The sequence below is a fragment of the Vagococcus sp. WN89Y genome (genome assembly GCF_052220145.1).
Lineage (GTDB): Bacteria > Pseudomonadota > Gammaproteobacteria > Enterobacterales > Enterobacteriaceae > Kosakonia.
In genome coordinates this window covers 22148-38594 of sequence record NZ_JBQPOM010000012.1, presented here as the reverse complement: position 1 = coordinate 38594, position 16447 = coordinate 22148, and the positions used below count along the sequence as shown (strand labels likewise).

Sequence of the window (16447 nt, the reverse complement as noted above, 5' to 3'; positions counted from 1 at the left end):
TTTAAAACCACTTCAGCTTATCCCGCAGCCCCACCACCGGGCCGACGATGATCAGCGCCGGGCTTTGCACCTGCTGCGCCAGTTCACCCAGTTCTGCTAACGTGCCGCTGACCACTTTCTGGCGCACCGATGTGCCGTTTTCAACCAGCGCCACCGGCATCTGTGCCGCCATGCCATGCGTAATCAGCTGCGCCTGGATAGTTGCTGCCTGATTCAGGCCCATATAGAACACCAGCGTCTGTTTATCTGCCGCCAGATTCGCCCAGTCCAGCTCGCCGCCGGTCTTCAGATGGCCAGTGATCAGCCGCACGCTCTGCGCGTAATCACGATGGGTTAACGGGATGCCGGAGTAGGCCGAGCAGCCGGAGGCGGCTGTAATGCCTGGCACCACCGAGAAGGGAATATCCTCATGGCACAATGTTTCCAGCTCTTCGCCGCCGCGCCCGAAAATAAACGGGTCGCCGCCTTTCAGGCGCACCACGCGCTTGCCGCGTTTCGCTTCACGTAACAAAATCTGGTTGATCTCTTCCTGCGGCACGCAGTGATAGCCTGCGCGTTTGCCGACAAACACCCGGTCTGCATCGCGGCGCACCAGGTTCATGATCTCATCGGAGACCAGGCGGTCATAAACCACCACGTCAGCCTGTTGGATCTGTTGCAAACCTTTGAGCGTTAAAAGCCCGGCGTCCCCCGGCCCCGCGCCCACCAGCACCACTTCGCCGTGGTTTTCCAGCGGTTCTGCCAGCATCTGCCCGGTTATTTTTTCAACCGCTGACATATCCTGATTCGCCAGCGACTGGGCCAGGCGGTCGTTCACAAAGAGCTTTTCCCAGAAGCGACGCCGCTCGCCCACGGTGGCAAAGTGCTGTTTCACCCGCTGGCGTAGCTTTCCGGCATAGCGCGCCACATGCCCCAGATGCTGCGGCAGCAACGACTCCAGCTTCTCACGCAGTAAGCGTGCCAGCACCGGTGAGGTGCCGCCGGATGAAACGGCGACCATCAGCGGCGAGCGGTCAATAATCGACGGCATAATAAAACTGGCCTGCTTTGGCGCATCCACCACATTACAGAAGATCCGGCGAACTTCAGCGGCCTCGCTTACGCGCTGGTTGACCGCTTCATCATCGGTCGCCGCGATGGCGAGCCAGCATTCATCCAGCAGCGCTTCGTCAAATTCCCCCTCGACCAGCGTCAACATCCCTTGCTCCGCCCACACCTGGAACTGGGGCACAAAAACCAGCGCGTTGACCGTGAGACGAGCGCCCGCATCCATCAACAGGCGGGCTTTACGTTCTGCAACATCGCCGCCGCCAACCAGCAGGCAGGCACGATCGTGCAACTGACAGAAAATGGGCAAATGATCCACGACATGACCTCGGTGTTTTAATTAGTGCCGTAGCATACCAGCAAGAGAACCCGGGAAGTTAAAGGTAAAAAGGAAAGGGCGGGAGCATTGCGCTCCCGCAAGAGGTTACGCTTTGACCTGCACTTCGCCGTCTTTTACGCGTGCCTCGAAGTGCGCGACGGAAAAGTTCTCATCTTCCATGCATAAACCATCGCGCAGGCGGAAGCGCTGTTTTTTCAACGGGCTGGCGACCCACAATTCTCCCTGGTGCTCTGCGATGATGCCGCGCGACAGCACGCTGGACTCAAAGAACGGGTCGATATTGCTGATGGCAAACACCTGCTCGTCATGGTATGGGCGGAACACCGCCACCTGCTGGCCATTGACCAGCGCGCACACGCCGGTGGCAGGCAAAATGTCGTCGATTTTGCAGATTGATTCCCACTGGCTCATGCGTTTTCCTCCACTAGCGTGACAGGGATGCGTTCATACGGCGTCGCCGGGCGATGCTGAGCGCGCTCCGGCACCACCTGGACATTCGGGTCACGGCGCTCGCTGTTGATAAAGTGTTTGAAGCGCGTCTGTGCGGCCGGGTTATTTACTGTTTCCGTCCACTCACAAACTACGGCTTCACGCAGGCGGGTCATTTCTGCTTCCAGCTGTGCGTCAAAGCCCAGCTTGTCGTCGATAATCACGCTTCGCAGATAGTCGATGCCGCCTTCCATATTCTCCAGCCATGAGGCGGTACGGGTCAGCTTATCGGCGGTGCGGATGTAGAACATCATAAAGCGGTCGATATAGCGAATCAGGGTTTCGCGGTCGAGATCCGCCGCCAGCAGATCCGCATGGCGCGGTTTCATCCCGCCGTTACCGCAGACGTACAGGTTCCAGCCTTTTTCGGTAGCGATAATGCCCACATCTTTACTTTGCGCTTCGGAACACTCACGCGTGCAGCCCGATACGCCAAACTTCATTTTGTGCGGCGAACGGATGCCTTTGTAGCGGTTTTCCAGCTCAACACCAAGACCGACGCTATCCCCCACGCCATAGCGGCACCAGGTGGAACCAACGCAGGTTTTCGCCATACGCAGTGCTTTGGCGTAGGCGTGGCCGGTTTCGAAGCCCGCATCAATTAACTGACGCCAGATCTCCGGCAGATCGTCTTTTTGCGCGCCAAACAGCGCGATACGCTGAGAGCCGGTGATTTTGGTGTAGAGATTGAATTCACGCGCGATGCGGCCCACTTCCATCAGCCCTTCCGGGGTGATTTCACCGCCCGGCGAGCGCGGGATCACCGAGTAAGTGCCATCTTTCTGGATATTGGCGAGGAAGTTATCGTTGCTGTCCTGAAGCGGCGTATTTTTCGGCGACAGAATGTACTCATTCCAGCATGAGGCCAGCAGCGAGCCGACGGTCGGTTTACACACTTCGCAGCCGTAGCCTTTGCCATATTTTTCCAGCAGTTCATCAAAGGATTTGATGCCTTCGACGCGGATCAGGTGGTACAGCTCCTGGCGCGAATAGGCGAAGTGTTCACACAGGTTATTGGTAATTTCAATGCCCTGTTTGGCAAGCTCGGCATTCAGCACTTGGGTGACCAGCGGAATACAGCCGCCGCAGCCGGTACCGGCTTTGGTTTCTGCTTTTAACGCGGCAACCGTATGGCAACCTTTATTGATGGCGGCAATTAACGCCCCTTTGGTGACGTCAAAGCAGGAGCAGATTTGCGCGCTGTCCGGCAGTTTATCCACGCCGATAGAGGGTTTGCCGCTCCCCGCATGCGCAGGAAGGATCAGCGAGTCCGGGTTTTCCGGCAGTTCGATAGCGTTCAGCACCAGTTGTTGCAGGTTGCCGAAATCGCTCGTATCGCCCACCAGCACCGCGCCGAGCAGGTATTTATTATCCGGGCTGACAATCAGGCGCTTGTAAATTTCTTTGTTTTCGTCGAGATAAACGTAGCTGCGTGCGCCTTGCGTGCGGGCATGCGCATCGCCGATACCGCCCACATCAACGCCGAGCAGCTTCAGTTTGGCGCTCATATCCGCGCCTTCGAACGCATTCTGCGTACCGAGAATATGATCGACGGCAACCTGCGCCATTTTGTAACCCGGCGCGACCAGGCCAAAGACACGGTTGTTCCAGCTTGCGCATTCACCGATGGCATAAATATCCGGGTCGGAGGTCTGGCAGGAATCGTTAATCATGATCCCGCCGCGCTGACCGACCGCCAGGCCGCACTGGGTCGCCAGTTTGTCGCGCGGGCGGATACCGGTAGAGAAGACAATAAAGTCCACTTCCAGCTCGCTACCGTCGGCAAAATGCATGGTTTTGCGCGCCTCGGTGCCTTCCTGCACGATCTCCTGGGTGTTTTTATTGGTGTGCACGCGCACGCCCATGCTTTCGATTTTACGTTTTAGCTGCTCGCCACCCATCTGGTCGAGCTGCTCGGCCATCAGCATCGGCGCAAACTCAATGACGTGCGTCTCGACGCCTAAGTTTTTCAGCGCGCCCGCCGCTTCCAGACCAAGCAGACCACCACCCACCACCGCACCGCGACGGCTGCGGCGTGCGCAGGCTTCGATTGCGTTGAGATCCTCGATGGTGCGATAAACGAAGCAGTCTTGCGTGTCGGAACCTTTAATGGGCGGTATCCAGGGATAGGAACCAGTCGCCATAATCAGCTTGTCGTAAAAGACCGTGCGCCCGGCGCTGGAATGGATCACTTTTTCCTGCCGGTTAATGGTAATAGCGCGTTCGCCGACCAGCACTTTTACGCCGTGCTTCTCGTAGAACCCTTCGCGCACCAGCGACAGCTCTTCCGCTGTATGGTGAGAAAAATAGGATGAAAGATGGACGCGATCGTAGGCTTTACGCGGCTCTTCACAAAAGACGGTAATATCGAACTGAGCGGCGTCTGCTTTATCGAGGAGGTCCTCAATGAAGCGGTGACCGACCATGCCGTTACCGATAATAGCGAGTTTGACTTTGCTCATTTTTGCCTCGATTTCTTTTCTATTACCTCCTACCTTAACGATTCAGCCTCAACGCTTTTTGATATACATCAAGTGCATCTTTACCTACCACTTAATGGGTATTTATTTGATTTTAATCGTTTTTTGTAAGTTATGGAAATCACAGGCTTTTCTGTGCTGTGCAGTTTTTGCACAAAAAAGAGGTTTTTTTGCCGCGTATCTGATACGAAATAGAAAACGAAAAAGAGAGGGAAAGGTATGTCATCAACACCGCGTTGGTTAGTTCAGAACGTACATTTACCTGGCCGTGAAGGTTTGTGGCAAATCGCGATTGAAAACGGTCGTTTTAGTGACGTCTCGCTGATGGATACCCTCCGTAGCGAGAGCCTTGAGGTGTTAAATGCGCATGGCGGGCTGGCGCTGCCGCCGTTTATTGAACCGCACATTCACCTCGATACCACACAAACCGCCGGTGAACCGCACTGGAACCAGTCGGGCACCTTATTTGAGGGCATCGAGCGTTGGGCGGAACGAAAGGCGCTGCTCAGCCACGAAGATGTGAAAGCGCGTGCCTGGCAAACGCTGAAATGGCAGATGGCTAACGGCGTGCAGTATGTGCGCACCCATGTGGACGTCTCCGACCCCTCCCTGGTGGCGCTCAAAGCGATGCTGGAGGTCAAAGCCGAGGTCGCTCCCTGGGTTGAGCTACAAATCGTCGCCTTCCCGCAAGAAGGTATTCTTTCGTACCCAAATGGTGCGCAATTTCTGGAAGAGGCGCTGCGTCTTGGCGCCGATGTCGTCGGTGCTATTCCGCACTTTGAGTTCACCCGTGAATATGGCGTGGAATCGCTGCATATTGCTTTTGAACTGGCGAAAAAGTACCAGCGCCCGCTGGATATACACTGTGATGAAATCGATGACGAGCAGTCGCGCTTTATCGAAACGGTCGCTGCGCTGGCGCTGGAATATGACCTCGGCCCGCGTGTTACCGCCAGCCACACCACTGCGATGCACTCGTATAACGGTGCGTATACCTCGCGGCTGTTCCGCTTGTTGAAGCTCTCCGGCATTAATTTCGTGGCGAATCCGCTGGTCAATATCCACTTGCAGGGGCGTTTTGATGACTACCCGAAGCGCCGTGGTGTGACGCGGGTAAAAGAGCTGCTGGCGGCAGGTATTAACGTCTGCTTTGGTCATGACGATGTGTACGATCCCTGGTACCCGCTGGGTACGGGGAATATGTTGCAGGTGCTGCATATGGGGCTGCACGTGTGCCAGTTGATGGGGTATCAGCAAATCGAGGACGGCCTGCGTTTAATTACGCATAATAGCGCCCGCACCTTTGGCTTGACGCAGTATGGCATCGAACCAGGGAATCCGGCGAATATGGTTATTTTGCCGGTAGAGAGCGGCTTTGATGCGGTACGTTGCCAGGCGCCGGTACGCTGGTCTATCCGCCAGGGGCGGGTGATTGCCAGCACCCAACCGGCACAAAGCTGGGTGCAAACAGACCGGGGTGGCGAAGCGGTGGATTTTTGTCGCCGGGAGGGATAAAAACGCTTCTGGCGTAACAAATACTTCCAAATACGTAAAATTAAGTAAAAGGCTGGCCTGCTGGCTGACGGCTCTTTAGAATCAAGCCACTCGCTTTCTGTACTGCACTTCGTTAAGGAAACCTAATGGTTAAATCGACTCTTGCGGCTCTGGCAGCTGTTTTTGCCCTCTCTGGTATCTCTTCTGCTGCGTTCGCGGCAAAAGGCGATACGCATGTTCTGCTCACTACGTCTGCAGGTAATATCGAACTGGAGCTGAACAACCAGAAAGCCCCTGTGTCGGTGAAAAACTTTGTGGATTACGTCAACAGCGGTTTCTATAACAACACCACCTTTCACCGCGTGATCCCCGGTTTTATGATTCAGGGCGGCGGCTTTAACGAGCAGATGCAGCCGAAGCAGCCTAATCCGCCGATTAAAAACGAAGCCGACAACGGTCTGCGTAACACGCGCGGCACCATTTCTATGGCGCGTACGGCAGACAAAGACAGCGCCACCAGCCAGTTCTTTATTAACGTTGCGGACAACGCTTTCCTCGATCACGGCCAGCGTGATTTTGGCTACGCGGTGTTTGGTAAAGTTGTGAAAGGAATGGATGTCGCCGATAAGATTGCCCAGGTGCAGACGCACGACGTTGGCCCTTATCAAAATGTTCCGACTAAACCTGTCGTTATCCTTTCTGCCAAAGTGCTGCCATAACATTTCCCTGCACGGGCTATCGCGCCCGTGCTGTGCTTTATTATCCCACGCCCGCTTGCCAGCCCGACGCGGCTCGTCTGATTTTGTGTATATACTTTCTCAGACACTCATGAAACAGGGAGGCGCTATGGCGAAAAAACTCACCGACAGGCAAAAGAACCTTCTCTGGGAACAGCAGCGCAATGTCAATTTTCAGGCCAGCAGGCGGCTCGAAGGCATTGATAGCCAACCCATTACCCTGACGACCGATGAGGCGAACGCGCGCATTGAAGCGCTCAGGAGGCACTATGAGCGATAAATTTGGCGACGGGCGCGACCCTTATCTCTACCCGGGGCTGAACGTGATGCGTAACGCGCTCGGTATCCATGAGGCGCAGCGCCTGGAGCAAGCGGCGTATGAACTAACCGCGCTGCGGGCGGCGACGCTTACGCTTGGCCCGCTGGCGCGCGGTCTTCCGCATTTGTGCGCCATCCATCATCACCTCTACCAGGATATCTTCGACTGGGCAGGGAAAATCCGCGAAGTGGATATCTACAAAGGCGATACGCGGTTTTGCCATTTCGAGTATATCGAAAAAGAGGGCAATGCCCTGATGCAACAGCTGGAAGAGGAGAACTGGCTGTGCGGGCTGGAAAAAGAGGAATTTGTTGAGCGTCTGGCGCATTACTACTGTGAAATTAATGTGTTGCATCCATTTCGTATTGGTAACGGTATCGCTCAGCGTATCTTTTTTGAGCAGCTGGCGCTGCACGCAGGTTTCAGCCTCGACTGGCGCAAAGCTGATGTTGAACGCTGGAGCACGGCCAACCAGGCAGGCGCAATGGGGGATTTAGCGCCGCTGCGCGAGATCTTCAGCAAAGTGGTGAGCGAAGCGGGCGAAAGCGAGTAAACTAGCGCGGTTTGCTTTTACAGAGGCCGCCATGATCCTGCTTATCGATAATTACGACTCGTTTACCTGGAACCTGTACCAGTATTTTTGCGAGCTGGGCGCGCAGGTTATGGTGAGGCGTAATGATGAGATTACCCTCACCGACATTGCTGCGCTTGCGCCGCAAAAAATTGTGATTTCCCCCGGGCCCTGCACGCCGGATGAGTCCGGCATTTCGCTGGCGGTGATTGAACACTATGCGGGGAAACTGCCCATTCTTGGCGTTTGCCTGGGGCATCAGGCCATTGCGCAAGTCTTTGGCGCGACCATCGTGCGTGCGCAAAAAGTCATGCACGGCAAAACTTCTCCCATTACGCATAACGGCCAGGGCGTGTTTCGCGGCCTTAATAATCCGTTAACCGTCACGCGCTACCATTCTCTGCTTATCGACTCTGAAACGTTGCCCGCCTGTTTTGAGGTGACGGCATTGAGCGAAAGCGGCGAGATCATGGGGATTCGCCACCGGCAATGGGATCTGGAAGGGGTGCAGTTTCACCCGGAAAGTATTCTCAGCGAACAGGGCCACGCATTACTGAATAACTTCCTTATCCGCTGATTTCAGGTTGCCATGCACTGATTTTTTATGCATATTTGGTGATTATATTTTCATTAATAGCTGTGCGCAAAATGGATGGTAAGTGATATGGCAACCCAGCAAAATGCAGTAACCCGCGCAACGTTCGACGATGTGATCCTCCCTATTTACGCCCCGGCGGAGTTTATCCCGGTGAAGGGAAAGGGCAGTCGCGTGTGGGATCAGCAGGGAAAAGAGTACGTCGATTTTGCCGGAGGTATCGCGGTCACTGCCCTTGGGCACTGCCATCCGGCGCTGGTGGAGGCGCTGAAAACCCAGGGTGAAACCCTCTGGCATGTCAGCAATGTGTTCACCAACGAACCGGCGCTGCGCCTGGCGGGCAAAATCATCGACGCGACCTTTGCCGAGCGCGTGGTGTTTATGAATTCCGGCACGGAAGCGAACGAAACTGCTTTTAAACTGGCGCGTTATTATGCATCAACTCGTCATAGCCCTTACAAAACAAAAATCATCGCTTTCCATCATGCCTTCCACGGGCGTTCGTTATTTACCGTCACCGTTGGCGGCCAGCCGAAGTATTCCGACGGCTTCGGGCCGAAACCGGCAGATATTATCCACGTGCCGTTTAACGATTTGCATGCTGTGCAGGCGGTGATGGACGATCACACCTGCGCTGTGGTGGTGGAACCTGTGCAGGGGGAAGGCGGCGTCACGGCGGCAACGCCTGAGTTTCTTAAAGGTTTGCGTGAGCTGTGCGACCAGCACAATGCGCTACTGGTGTTTGATGAAGTGCAGTGCGGTATGGGGCGCAGCGGCGAGCTGTTTGCCTATATGCACTACGGCGTGACGCCGGATATTCTCACCAGTGCGAAAGCGCTTGGCGGCGGTTTCCCGATAAGCGCCATGCTGACGACGCAGGAGATTGCCAGCGCGTTCCATGTTGGCTCTCACGGTTCTACCTATGGCGGCAACCCGCTGGCCTGTGCGGTCGCCGGTGCGGCGTTCGATATCATCAATACACCGGCGGTGCTTGCCGGGGTGAAAGAAAAACGCCAGCGTTTTGTTGAGCATTTGCAGCAGATCGATAAGCAATACGACGTTTTCAGCGATATTCGCGGCATGGGACTGCTTGTCGGCGCCGAACTGAAAGTCGCGTATCACGGGCGGGCGCGGGAGTTCCTTGCCGCTGCCGCCGATGCAGGTGTGATGGTGCTCAACGCTGGCCCGGATGTGATGCGCTTTGCGCCGTCGCTGGTTATTGACGAGCAGGATATCAATGAAGGGATGGCGCGTTTTGCGACGGCGGTCGGCAAGGTGGTAAACGCTTAGTGGCGCGCCAGGCGGCTTAACCAGATGCCGTGGTGCGGGCGCTGGCGCCACGCCACGGACGAAATCGTGTACATAGTGTTGAGATGCCCCAGCACGCGTTGCAACTGCTGCTCCAGTGTGCTCATCGGCCCGTGCGTCAGCGTCTCCGGCGCTTGCATAATATCCCCTTTGGCCGGTTCATCCGGCCCGTCATACTCCAGGCGCTGCTGGCAACGTTGCAGCGCAATTTCACACGCCTGGAGATAGTTCTGCGCAAGCGCCGGCGTCAGCATCGTGTGTTCGCGCGCAAGCGTGGTCATGGCGTTGATATCCTCAACAATAAACTGGCTGTGCGCCACCCACAGCTTCATATCGGCCAGGTAATGCGTATTAAAACCTGGCTCCTGCATCGCCTGGTTAAGTGAGTTATAGAGTGCGTTATGCGCCTGGTTAACGCGCATACGTTGCCAGGCCAGCGGCGTAGGCTGCGGGTCGTCACTGAGGATCAGGCGAATCGCTTCCTGATCGGCTTCCAGCACATCCTGGGCATTTTTGCGCAGCAAGCCGCTTTGCCACTGCGGCCAAAGCCAGACCATGCCGCCAAACGCAATCAGGCAACCAATTAACGTATCGATAAGCCTTGCCACAATAAACTCATCACCCTGAAGCGTGAGTAGCTGCAACGTATACACCGCCGTAATGGTAAAACCGACCGTCGCCCAGCCGTAGCTTTTGCGGATAATCAGGTAGCTGGCAAGCGTCGTGAACAGCATGATGGTCAGTATCAGCCCGAGCGGTACATGAAAGTGCAGGGTGACGCCCGCAATCACCAGCCCGGCCACGGTGCCTGCCGCCCGGTGCACGATGCGCACCCGCGTGGCGCTATAGCCATGCTGCGTCACTACCAGCACCGTCAGCATTATCCAGTAGGGTTTTTGTAAATGCAGCGCGCTGCCCATCAGGCTGGCGATGCTGAGCATCACGCTGAGACGCGCCGCATTTCGCAGCGCGGTGGATTTGAGCGAGCAATAGTTTTTGAACGCGAGCAGGAGCGGCAGGCGGCGCTGCTTTTCGGTCATTAAATCACGGGCGTAAAGCGGGCGCTGAGTGGTCAGCACGCGGGCGATACGGCTGAAGTGCCAGGCGCAGAGCTGCCCGACCGAGTTATCCGGGTGCTGGCGGGCAATTTTTTCCAGCGCGCCCGTTTGCTCCTTCATCGCAAAATGCGACGGGTAACGGTGATAGAGAATATCGTCCGCCAGCACGCGCAACCGGTCAGCGACGGTTTGCGCATTCCAGCGCAGCACCTGTTCGGCGAAGGTTTCATTGAGGAGCTTTTTCACATCCTCCGGCTGATAAAGGCTGACCGAGATATGTTCCTGCAAATCCAGCGCCACCTGGAAAATACGAATCAGGCGCTTGTAATCATTGTGCTGATTGGCCGCCAGCATATGCAGCTGCTGGTAGCATTGGCTTATCAGGTCCATCGCTTTTTGCTGACGGACAAGCAGCGGCGGCAGGGCGCTTTCCGGGTCTGTATGCTGTAACAGCGTGCTGTATTTGACTTCGCAATAGTCGGCCAGCTGCCGGTAAAGCAGACTTAATGATTCTCGTAGCGGCTGTTCACGCCACAGCCAGAGCCAGAACCAGTTGAACAGCCCGTACCACAGCGTACCGCAGGCATAAATCAGCAGCGGCTCCCAGACCGGCAGGTTTCCGGCAAGATGCAGCGTGAAGACGGCGGCGAGAAGTGACGCCGGGAGCAATCGGCCATGTAGCGCGCTGATTTCCGCCGTGACACCAAGCAGCAGGGTCAGGAGCGTGAGGATAAGCGGTAGCGGTAGGTGTTCCGCCATCAGCAGCTGTACGGCAAGGCTGGTACCGGTAAACAGCGAGGCACCAATAATCAGGCGTTTAAAAAATCGCTTATGCGGCGTGTCCAGACCGGCGATGTTGCAACAGGCGGGAACGAGAGAGAACAGCAGGGCATGTTGCAGGTCGCCAATCAGCAGACCTGCCGCCACGGGGAGGCAGAGCACCAGCGTTTGCCGCAGTGCGTAGTTAATCTCCGGGTGATAAATTAACCTGCGCCACATGAAATCATAACAACGGCGCACCGGGGAAGCGGCGCGCCGTTAGCTGCATTAACGTGTTCCATAGACCACGATAGTTTTACCGTGGGCAGAGATCAGGTTTTGATCTTCGAGCATTTTCAGGATGCGGCCCACGGTTTCACGCGAGCAACCGACGATCTGACCAATTTCCTGGCGGGTGATTTTAATTTGCATGCCGTCCGGGTGGGTCATGGCGTCCGGCTGTTTTGCCAGGTTCAGCAGCGTCTGCGCGATACGACCGGTTACGTCCAGGAACGCCAGGTTGCCGACTTTCTCCGATGTCACCTGCAGGCGACGCGCCATTTGCGCGGAGAGACGCATCAGAATATCCGGGTTGACCTGAATAAGCTGACGGAATTTTTTGTAGGAAATTTCGGCCACTTCACAAGCGGTCTTGGCGCGTACCCAGGCACTGCGCTCCTGACCCTCTTCGAACAGACCCAGTTCACCAATAAAATCTCCCTGGTTCAGGTAGGAGAGAATCATCTCTTTACCTTCTTCGTCCTTGATGAGCACAGCCACTGAGCCTTTGACGATGTAATACAACGTTTCCGCTTTTTCACCCTGGTGAATCAGCGTGCTCTTCGACGGGTACTTATGAATATGGCAATGAGACAAGAACCATTCGAGAGTCGGGTCTGTTTGCGGTTTGCCAAGCACCATGCGCGATTATCCTCTGTTATAAGCTGGCTCCGAATGTCGAAAAACACATCCGGGGTTGCAATCATTACACGCCATTCTTCCGTTTGCTCGCGTTAGCGCGCCTGCGCCGCCCGGCTTTGGGCATTCACAAACTAGCCGACTCGACGCATCCTGAATGGTGAGTGTATAAGCTTCCAATATCCTGGGAAGTGGGCCGTCAGCGGTTCTGCGGCCTCTAATGTATGATATCCCTTGCGTACATTCGTAACGTCTATGTAACTCTGTAGCATCCAGACTGTTTTAGCATAGCTTTTACCGCCTGTCTCCTGGTGTCTCGCTTCAGCATGACGCAGGTCGCCTTCCGTTGCGAGTTTTGATATGTGCGCGTAATCTGTAAAGAAAGTGACGACACTGGAGTGATGAAAATGCAGGCTCGTGTGAAATGGGTAGAAGGGTTGACTTTCCTGGGTGAGTCGGCGTCAGGGCACCAGATCCTGATGGACGGTAATTCCGGCGACAAAGCGCCAAGCCCGATGGAAATGGTGCTGATGGCTGCCGGTGGGTGCAGTGCTATCGACGTGGTTTCAATTCTGCAAAAAGGGCGGCATAACGTCACCGATTGCGAAGTCAAGCTGACCTCCGAGCGCCGTGAAGAAGCGCCGCGCCTGTTCACGCATATCAATCTGCACTTTATCGTTTCCGGTCACGATCTTAAAGATGCGGCGGTGTCCCGCGCCGTGGACCTGTCGGCTGAGAAGTACTGCTCTGTGGCGCTGATGCTGGAAAAAGCGGTCAATATCACCCACTCTTACGAAGTTATTGAAGCCTGATAAACCGCGCCCGGCCACCGCCGGGCCGTGTTAGATGATTTTTTTCCCTTCCATCAGGCGCTGCACCAGCGGCGTCATAATCAGCTCCATCGCCAGCCCCATTTTCCCGCCAGGCACCACCAGCGTGTCCATATGCGAGATAAACGAGCCTTGCAGCATCGCCAGCAGCCAGGGGTAATCGATCCCTTCGAGATTGCGGAAGTGAATAACAACAAAACTTTCATCCAGCGAGGGAATGCCTTTCGCCGCAAAAGGGTTAGAGGTATCCACAGTCGGCACGCGCTGAAAGTTAAGATGGGTGCGGGAAAACTGCGGGGTAATATAATTGATATAGTCTTCCATGGAGCGCACCACCGAGTCCATCACCGCTTCGCGCGAGTGCCCGCGCTCGCTGGTATCGCGCACCAGTTTTTGGATCCACTCCAGGTTAACAATCGGCACCACGCCCACCAGCAAGTCCACGTACTGCGCCACATCATGCTGCGCCGTCACCACGCCGCCATGCAGCCCTTCGTAAAACAGCACATCGGTTGGTTCCGGCAGCGGCTGCCAGGGGGTAAATGTACCTGGAACCTGGTTCCAGGGCACGGCTTCATCATAGGTATGGAGATACTTACGCGCCTGGCCTGTACCACTCAGGCCATACTCGCTGAAGGTTTGTTGCAGCAAGGCAAAATCATTGGCTTCCGGGCCAAAATAGCTGATGTGCCGCCCCTGATCGCGAGCTTTGCGAATGGCCATGTCCATTTCCGGGCGGGTATAGCGATGAAAGCTGTCGCCTTCGACTTCGGCGGCCTGCAAACCAAGCTGGGCGAAGATTTTACGAAAGGCGAGGCTGGTGGTGGTGGTTCCCGCGCCGCTGGAACCCGTGACGGCAATAACCGGATGTTTGGCGGACATAGCAACTCCCTGAATTGACAGTTTTTGTGGTAAAGCCGCCCTGCATTTTGTTAGTCGTGAAACTGCCCGCGCGGCATAATATTCACCGTCTCGTGCAGTTCCGACCATACCAGCACGGCTTCGCCGCGTTGCAGCTGCCGTTTTACGTCGGCGACCTTTTGCTCAAGTGAACGTTCATGTTCACCATAATCGGTGCCTTCGCGCAAGACAAAGCTCTCGATGAGATTATTGAGCGTCTGCGCTTCAATTTCCTGCCACGGAATAATCATTACGCCTCCAGATATGCGGACAACCAGTCCGGGATGCGTTGTTCCAGCCACATTTGCGGGCGAAACAGCGTACCGCCGACAAAGCCGACGTGACCGCCGTGCTCCGTGAGCTGATATTCAATATTAGCAGGTAGCCGGGCGGCATCAGGGATAACATTATGATCCATAAACGGATCGTCTTTTGCATGAATAATCAGCGTCGGTTTACGGATAGACGGCAGCATCGGCATGGCGCTACAGCGACGATAGTAGTCAAGCGCATCGGCAAAACCATGAATTTTCGCGGTAATTAAATCGTCGAACTCGCGGATGCGCCGCACTTTGCGCAGCGCCGCGGGCGTAAGCGGCAGCGAACCGGGGTACGCACGGAGCTTACGCGCGGCGTTAGCTTTGAGTAAGTTCAGCAAATAGCGCTGATAAACACGCGAAAAGCCTTTATCCATATGATAACTGCACGCTTCGAGCACCAGTGGCGCGGAAACAATCACCGCTGCATCGATGGGCAGGTTATCTTCTGCTTTCGCCAGCAGGCAGCCGAGCATATTGCCGCCGAGCGAGTAGCCGACCGCCGCCGTGGGGACGGTGCCAAACTCCTCGCGCAGCCAGTGCAAAAACCAGGTGCCGTCTTCGGTTTCGCCAGAGTGGTAGATTCGGTTGAGACGGTTCGGCACGCCGCTACAGCCGCGAAAATGCATCACCACGCCCAGCCAGCCGCGCGCTTTGGCGGCTTCCACCAGGCCGTGAGCATACGGGCTGTGCAGGCTGCCTTCCAGGCCGTGAAACACCACCAGCCGGGGCTTATGGCGTGCCTGGTGCGGCTCCTCACTCCAGGCGAGATCGACGAAATCGCCGTCCGGCAGCTCCAGGCGCTGCCACCAGGGATCGAACTGCACACGACGGCGAATGAGTCGCGGCAACATCGTCTGGAAGTGCGGGTTACGCCCGCCGCGCATCGGGCGAAAACTGCGCGAGTCTTCTTGATCATCAAGGAGATGTGCAGGTGTGATATCTGCCATATTGTCAAAATATTCGATTAATTTTGCGGTTATTATACTTGCGAATAGTTAAGCTGTTTAATACTTTGCTGCTGTTGCAGTGTGCAGAGATCGGTTAGCAGGGACGATAGCTGAGAAAATTCAAACTATTACGATATCCTGCCCGGCGCATTTGGCGTCATCTTCTGCCTTTTTGACCTTTTGAGGAATGTCTTTAATGACGGAAAATAGTTCAGTTGACCTTACACCACGGCAGGATGTTGCGAATGCGGTAGATGCACTGCCCGCTACAGAGACGTTAACCCCGGAGCAAGCGCACGAAGTCGAGAATATCGTTAAAGAAATTAATGTCTTCGACCCGGTTTTCTCTCTCTCCTATGGCGCCAAAAGCATGAACAGCATTGCGCAATTCTCAGAATCGCTGATGCAGGAAGTGCGGGCGAAAGATGCGGGCGTTATCGGCGAGCAACTGACCGATCTGCTGCAAAAAATCCGCCACGTCGATATTAATGTCTTCAACGAAAAGCCGGGCTTTCTCGCCTCGCTGCCGGTGCTGGGCACGCTGTTTAACCGTCTTGAGCGCACCATGCTGGAGTACCAGACGCTGGCGCAACAGGTGGAAACCATCACCGGGAAACTGAATCAGGCGATGGTGGATCTTCTGCGCAATATCTCCATGCTGGAGATCCTCTTTGAGCGTAACCGCGAGGTTTTCCAGCAGGTGACGCTACACGTTATTGCGGGCAAACAGAAGCTGGCGCAAATCAATCAGCAAGAGCTGCCCGCCCTGCAAGCGCAGGCGGCGACGGACCCGATGAGCGCCCAGCGTTTGCGGGATTTGCTGGAAGGTATTCAGCGTTTTGAGCGCCGCCTGCATGATTTGATGCTGTCGCGCACTATTGCTATTCAGACCGCGCCGCAAATCCGCCTGATGCAGAGCAACAGCCAGTCGCTGGCGGAAAAAATTCAGAGCAGTATTCTCTCAACGATCCCGGTGTGGAAAAGCCAAATCGCGCTGTCGATGTCGCTGCATACCCAGCGCCAGGCGGCGAAGCTGCAAAAAGATGTGGCGGATACGACCAATGATTTGCTGCGACGCAATGCGGAAATGCTGCAAACCGGTACGCTGGAAACCGCGCGGGAGGTCGAGCGCTCCGTGGTGGATATCGAAACCCTGCGTGATGTGCAGTCGCGTTTGCTAAACACTATCGAAGAGTCGGTGAAAATCGCCAGCGATGCGCGCCATCGCCGATTCGAAGTCGAAAAAGAGCTGGTAACGATGGAAAACGAGCTGCGCGATCGCCTGGCAAGCGTGACCAGCGGTACTGCCCGTCAGCCTTAAATCAGGGAAGAGCG

16 protein-coding genes are annotated in these 16447 nt (G+C 55.6%); 8 read left to right on the top strand and 8 right to left on the bottom strand.

The window, feature by feature from the left end; genetic code table 11:
- Position 1: 1 nt before the first annotated feature.
- The 3 genes from cysG to nirB form a co-directional block, all read right to left on the bottom strand.
- Positions 2 to 1366: a siroheme synthase CysG gene (gene cysG / locus ACTU3N_RS03020; protein ID WP_443084655.1), complete on the bottom strand. Its 1365-nt coding sequence runs from the start codon at positions 1364 to 1366 to the stop codon at positions 2 to 4.
- Positions 1367 to 1471: 105 nt separating this feature from the next.
- Positions 1472 to 1798, bottom strand: a complete 327-nt coding sequence (gene nirD, locus ACTU3N_RS03015) for a nitrite reductase small subunit NirD (RefSeq protein WP_443084654.1) — start codon at positions 1796 to 1798, stop codon at positions 1472 to 1474.
- Entirely contained in the window at positions 1795 to 4338 is a 2544-nt protein-coding gene (gene nirB / locus ACTU3N_RS03010; protein WP_443084653.1) for a nitrite reductase large subunit NirB, read from the bottom strand. The genes nirD and nirB overlap by 4 nt, the downstream gene beginning before the upstream one ends.
- A gap of 237 nt (positions 4339 to 4575) precedes the next feature.
- Between nirB and ACTU3N_RS03005 the strand changes: the two genes are divergently transcribed.
- From ACTU3N_RS03005 to argD, 6 genes are all read left to right on the top strand, one after another.
- Positions 4576 to 5871 (top strand): cytosine deaminase, encoded by a 1296-nt coding sequence (locus ACTU3N_RS03005; RefSeq protein WP_443084652.1) that lies wholly within the window; start codon positions 4576 to 4578, stop codon positions 5869 to 5871.
- Between the two features lie 125 nt (positions 5872 to 5996).
- On the top strand, positions 5997 to 6569 hold the full coding sequence (gene ppiA / locus ACTU3N_RS03000) for a peptidylprolyl isomerase A (protein WP_443084651.1): 573 nt from the start codon (positions 5997 to 5999) through the stop codon (positions 6567 to 6569).
- A gap of 127 nt (positions 6570 to 6696) precedes the next feature.
- Positions 6697 to 6867 (top strand): YhfG family protein, encoded by a 171-nt coding sequence (locus tag ACTU3N_RS02995; RefSeq protein WP_443084650.1) that lies wholly within the window; start codon positions 6697 to 6699, stop codon positions 6865 to 6867.
- Positions 6857 to 7459, top strand: coding sequence for a putative adenosine monophosphate-protein transferase Fic (locus tag ACTU3N_RS02990; protein ID WP_443084649.1), 603 nt, complete (start codon positions 6857 to 6859; stop codon positions 7457 to 7459). The genes ACTU3N_RS02995 and ACTU3N_RS02990 overlap by 11 nt, the downstream gene beginning before the upstream one ends.
- A gap of 31 nt (positions 7460 to 7490) precedes the next feature.
- Positions 7491 to 8054, top strand: a complete 564-nt coding sequence (gene pabA, locus ACTU3N_RS02985; protein ID WP_443084648.1) for an aminodeoxychorismate synthase component 2 — start codon at positions 7491 to 7493, stop codon at positions 8052 to 8054.
- 87 nt (positions 8055 to 8141) lie between these two features.
- Positions 8142 to 9362, top strand: a complete 1221-nt coding sequence (gene argD, locus ACTU3N_RS02980; RefSeq protein ID WP_443084647.1) for a bifunctional acetylornithine/succinyldiaminopimelate transaminase — start codon at positions 8142 to 8144, stop codon at positions 9360 to 9362.
- Here the strand turns inward: argD and ACTU3N_RS02975 are convergent.
- Both ACTU3N_RS02975 and crp read right to left on the bottom strand, forming a co-directional pair.
- Positions 9359 to 11437 carry a YccS/YhfK family putative transporter gene (locus tag ACTU3N_RS02975; protein ID WP_443084646.1) on the bottom strand — a complete coding sequence of 693 codons (2079 nt, stop codon included), beginning with the start codon at positions 11435 to 11437 and terminating at the stop codon, positions 9359 to 9361. The two genes, argD and ACTU3N_RS02975, sit on opposite strands and share 4 nt — an antisense overlap.
- 48 nt (positions 11438 to 11485) lie before the next feature.
- Positions 11486 to 12118, bottom strand: a complete 633-nt coding sequence (gene crp, locus ACTU3N_RS02970; RefSeq protein WP_000242755.1) for a cAMP-activated global transcriptional regulator CRP — start codon at positions 12116 to 12118, stop codon at positions 11486 to 11488.
- A gap of 398 nt (positions 12119 to 12516) precedes the next feature.
- On the opposite strand from crp, the gene ACTU3N_RS02965 reads away from it, so the two are divergent.
- A complete protein-coding gene (locus tag ACTU3N_RS02965) occupies positions 12517 to 12927 on the top strand; it encodes an OsmC family protein (protein WP_443084645.1) in 411 nt (136 codons plus the stop codon).
- A 30-nt stretch (positions 12928 to 12957) separates the two neighbouring features.
- Here the strand turns inward: ACTU3N_RS02965 and ACTU3N_RS02960 are convergent, their stop codons facing one another.
- From ACTU3N_RS02960 to ACTU3N_RS02950, 3 genes are read right to left on the bottom strand one after another with little or no spacing between them, the layout of a single operon-like run.
- A complete protein-coding gene (locus ACTU3N_RS02960) occupies positions 12958 to 13827 on the bottom strand; it encodes a phosphoribulokinase (protein WP_443084644.1) in 870 nt (289 codons plus the stop codon).
- A gap of 50 nt (positions 13828 to 13877) precedes the next feature.
- Positions 13878 to 14096 carry a YheU family protein gene (locus ACTU3N_RS02955; protein ID WP_443084643.1) on the bottom strand — a complete coding sequence of 73 codons (219 nt, stop codon included), beginning with the start codon at positions 14094 to 14096 and terminating at the stop codon, positions 13878 to 13880.
- Positions 14096 to 15112, bottom strand: a complete 1017-nt coding sequence (locus tag ACTU3N_RS02950; RefSeq protein WP_443084642.1) for a hydrolase — start codon at positions 15110 to 15112, stop codon at positions 14096 to 14098. The genes ACTU3N_RS02955 and ACTU3N_RS02950 overlap by 1 nt, the downstream gene beginning before the upstream one ends.
- A 196-nt stretch (positions 15113 to 15308) precedes the next feature.
- Between ACTU3N_RS02950 and ACTU3N_RS02945 the strand changes: the two genes are divergently transcribed.
- On the top strand, positions 15309 to 16433 hold the full coding sequence (locus ACTU3N_RS02945; RefSeq protein WP_443084641.1) for a toxic anion resistance protein: 1125 nt from the start codon (positions 15309 to 15311) through the stop codon (positions 16431 to 16433).
- Positions 16434 to 16447: the final 14 nt, after the last annotated feature.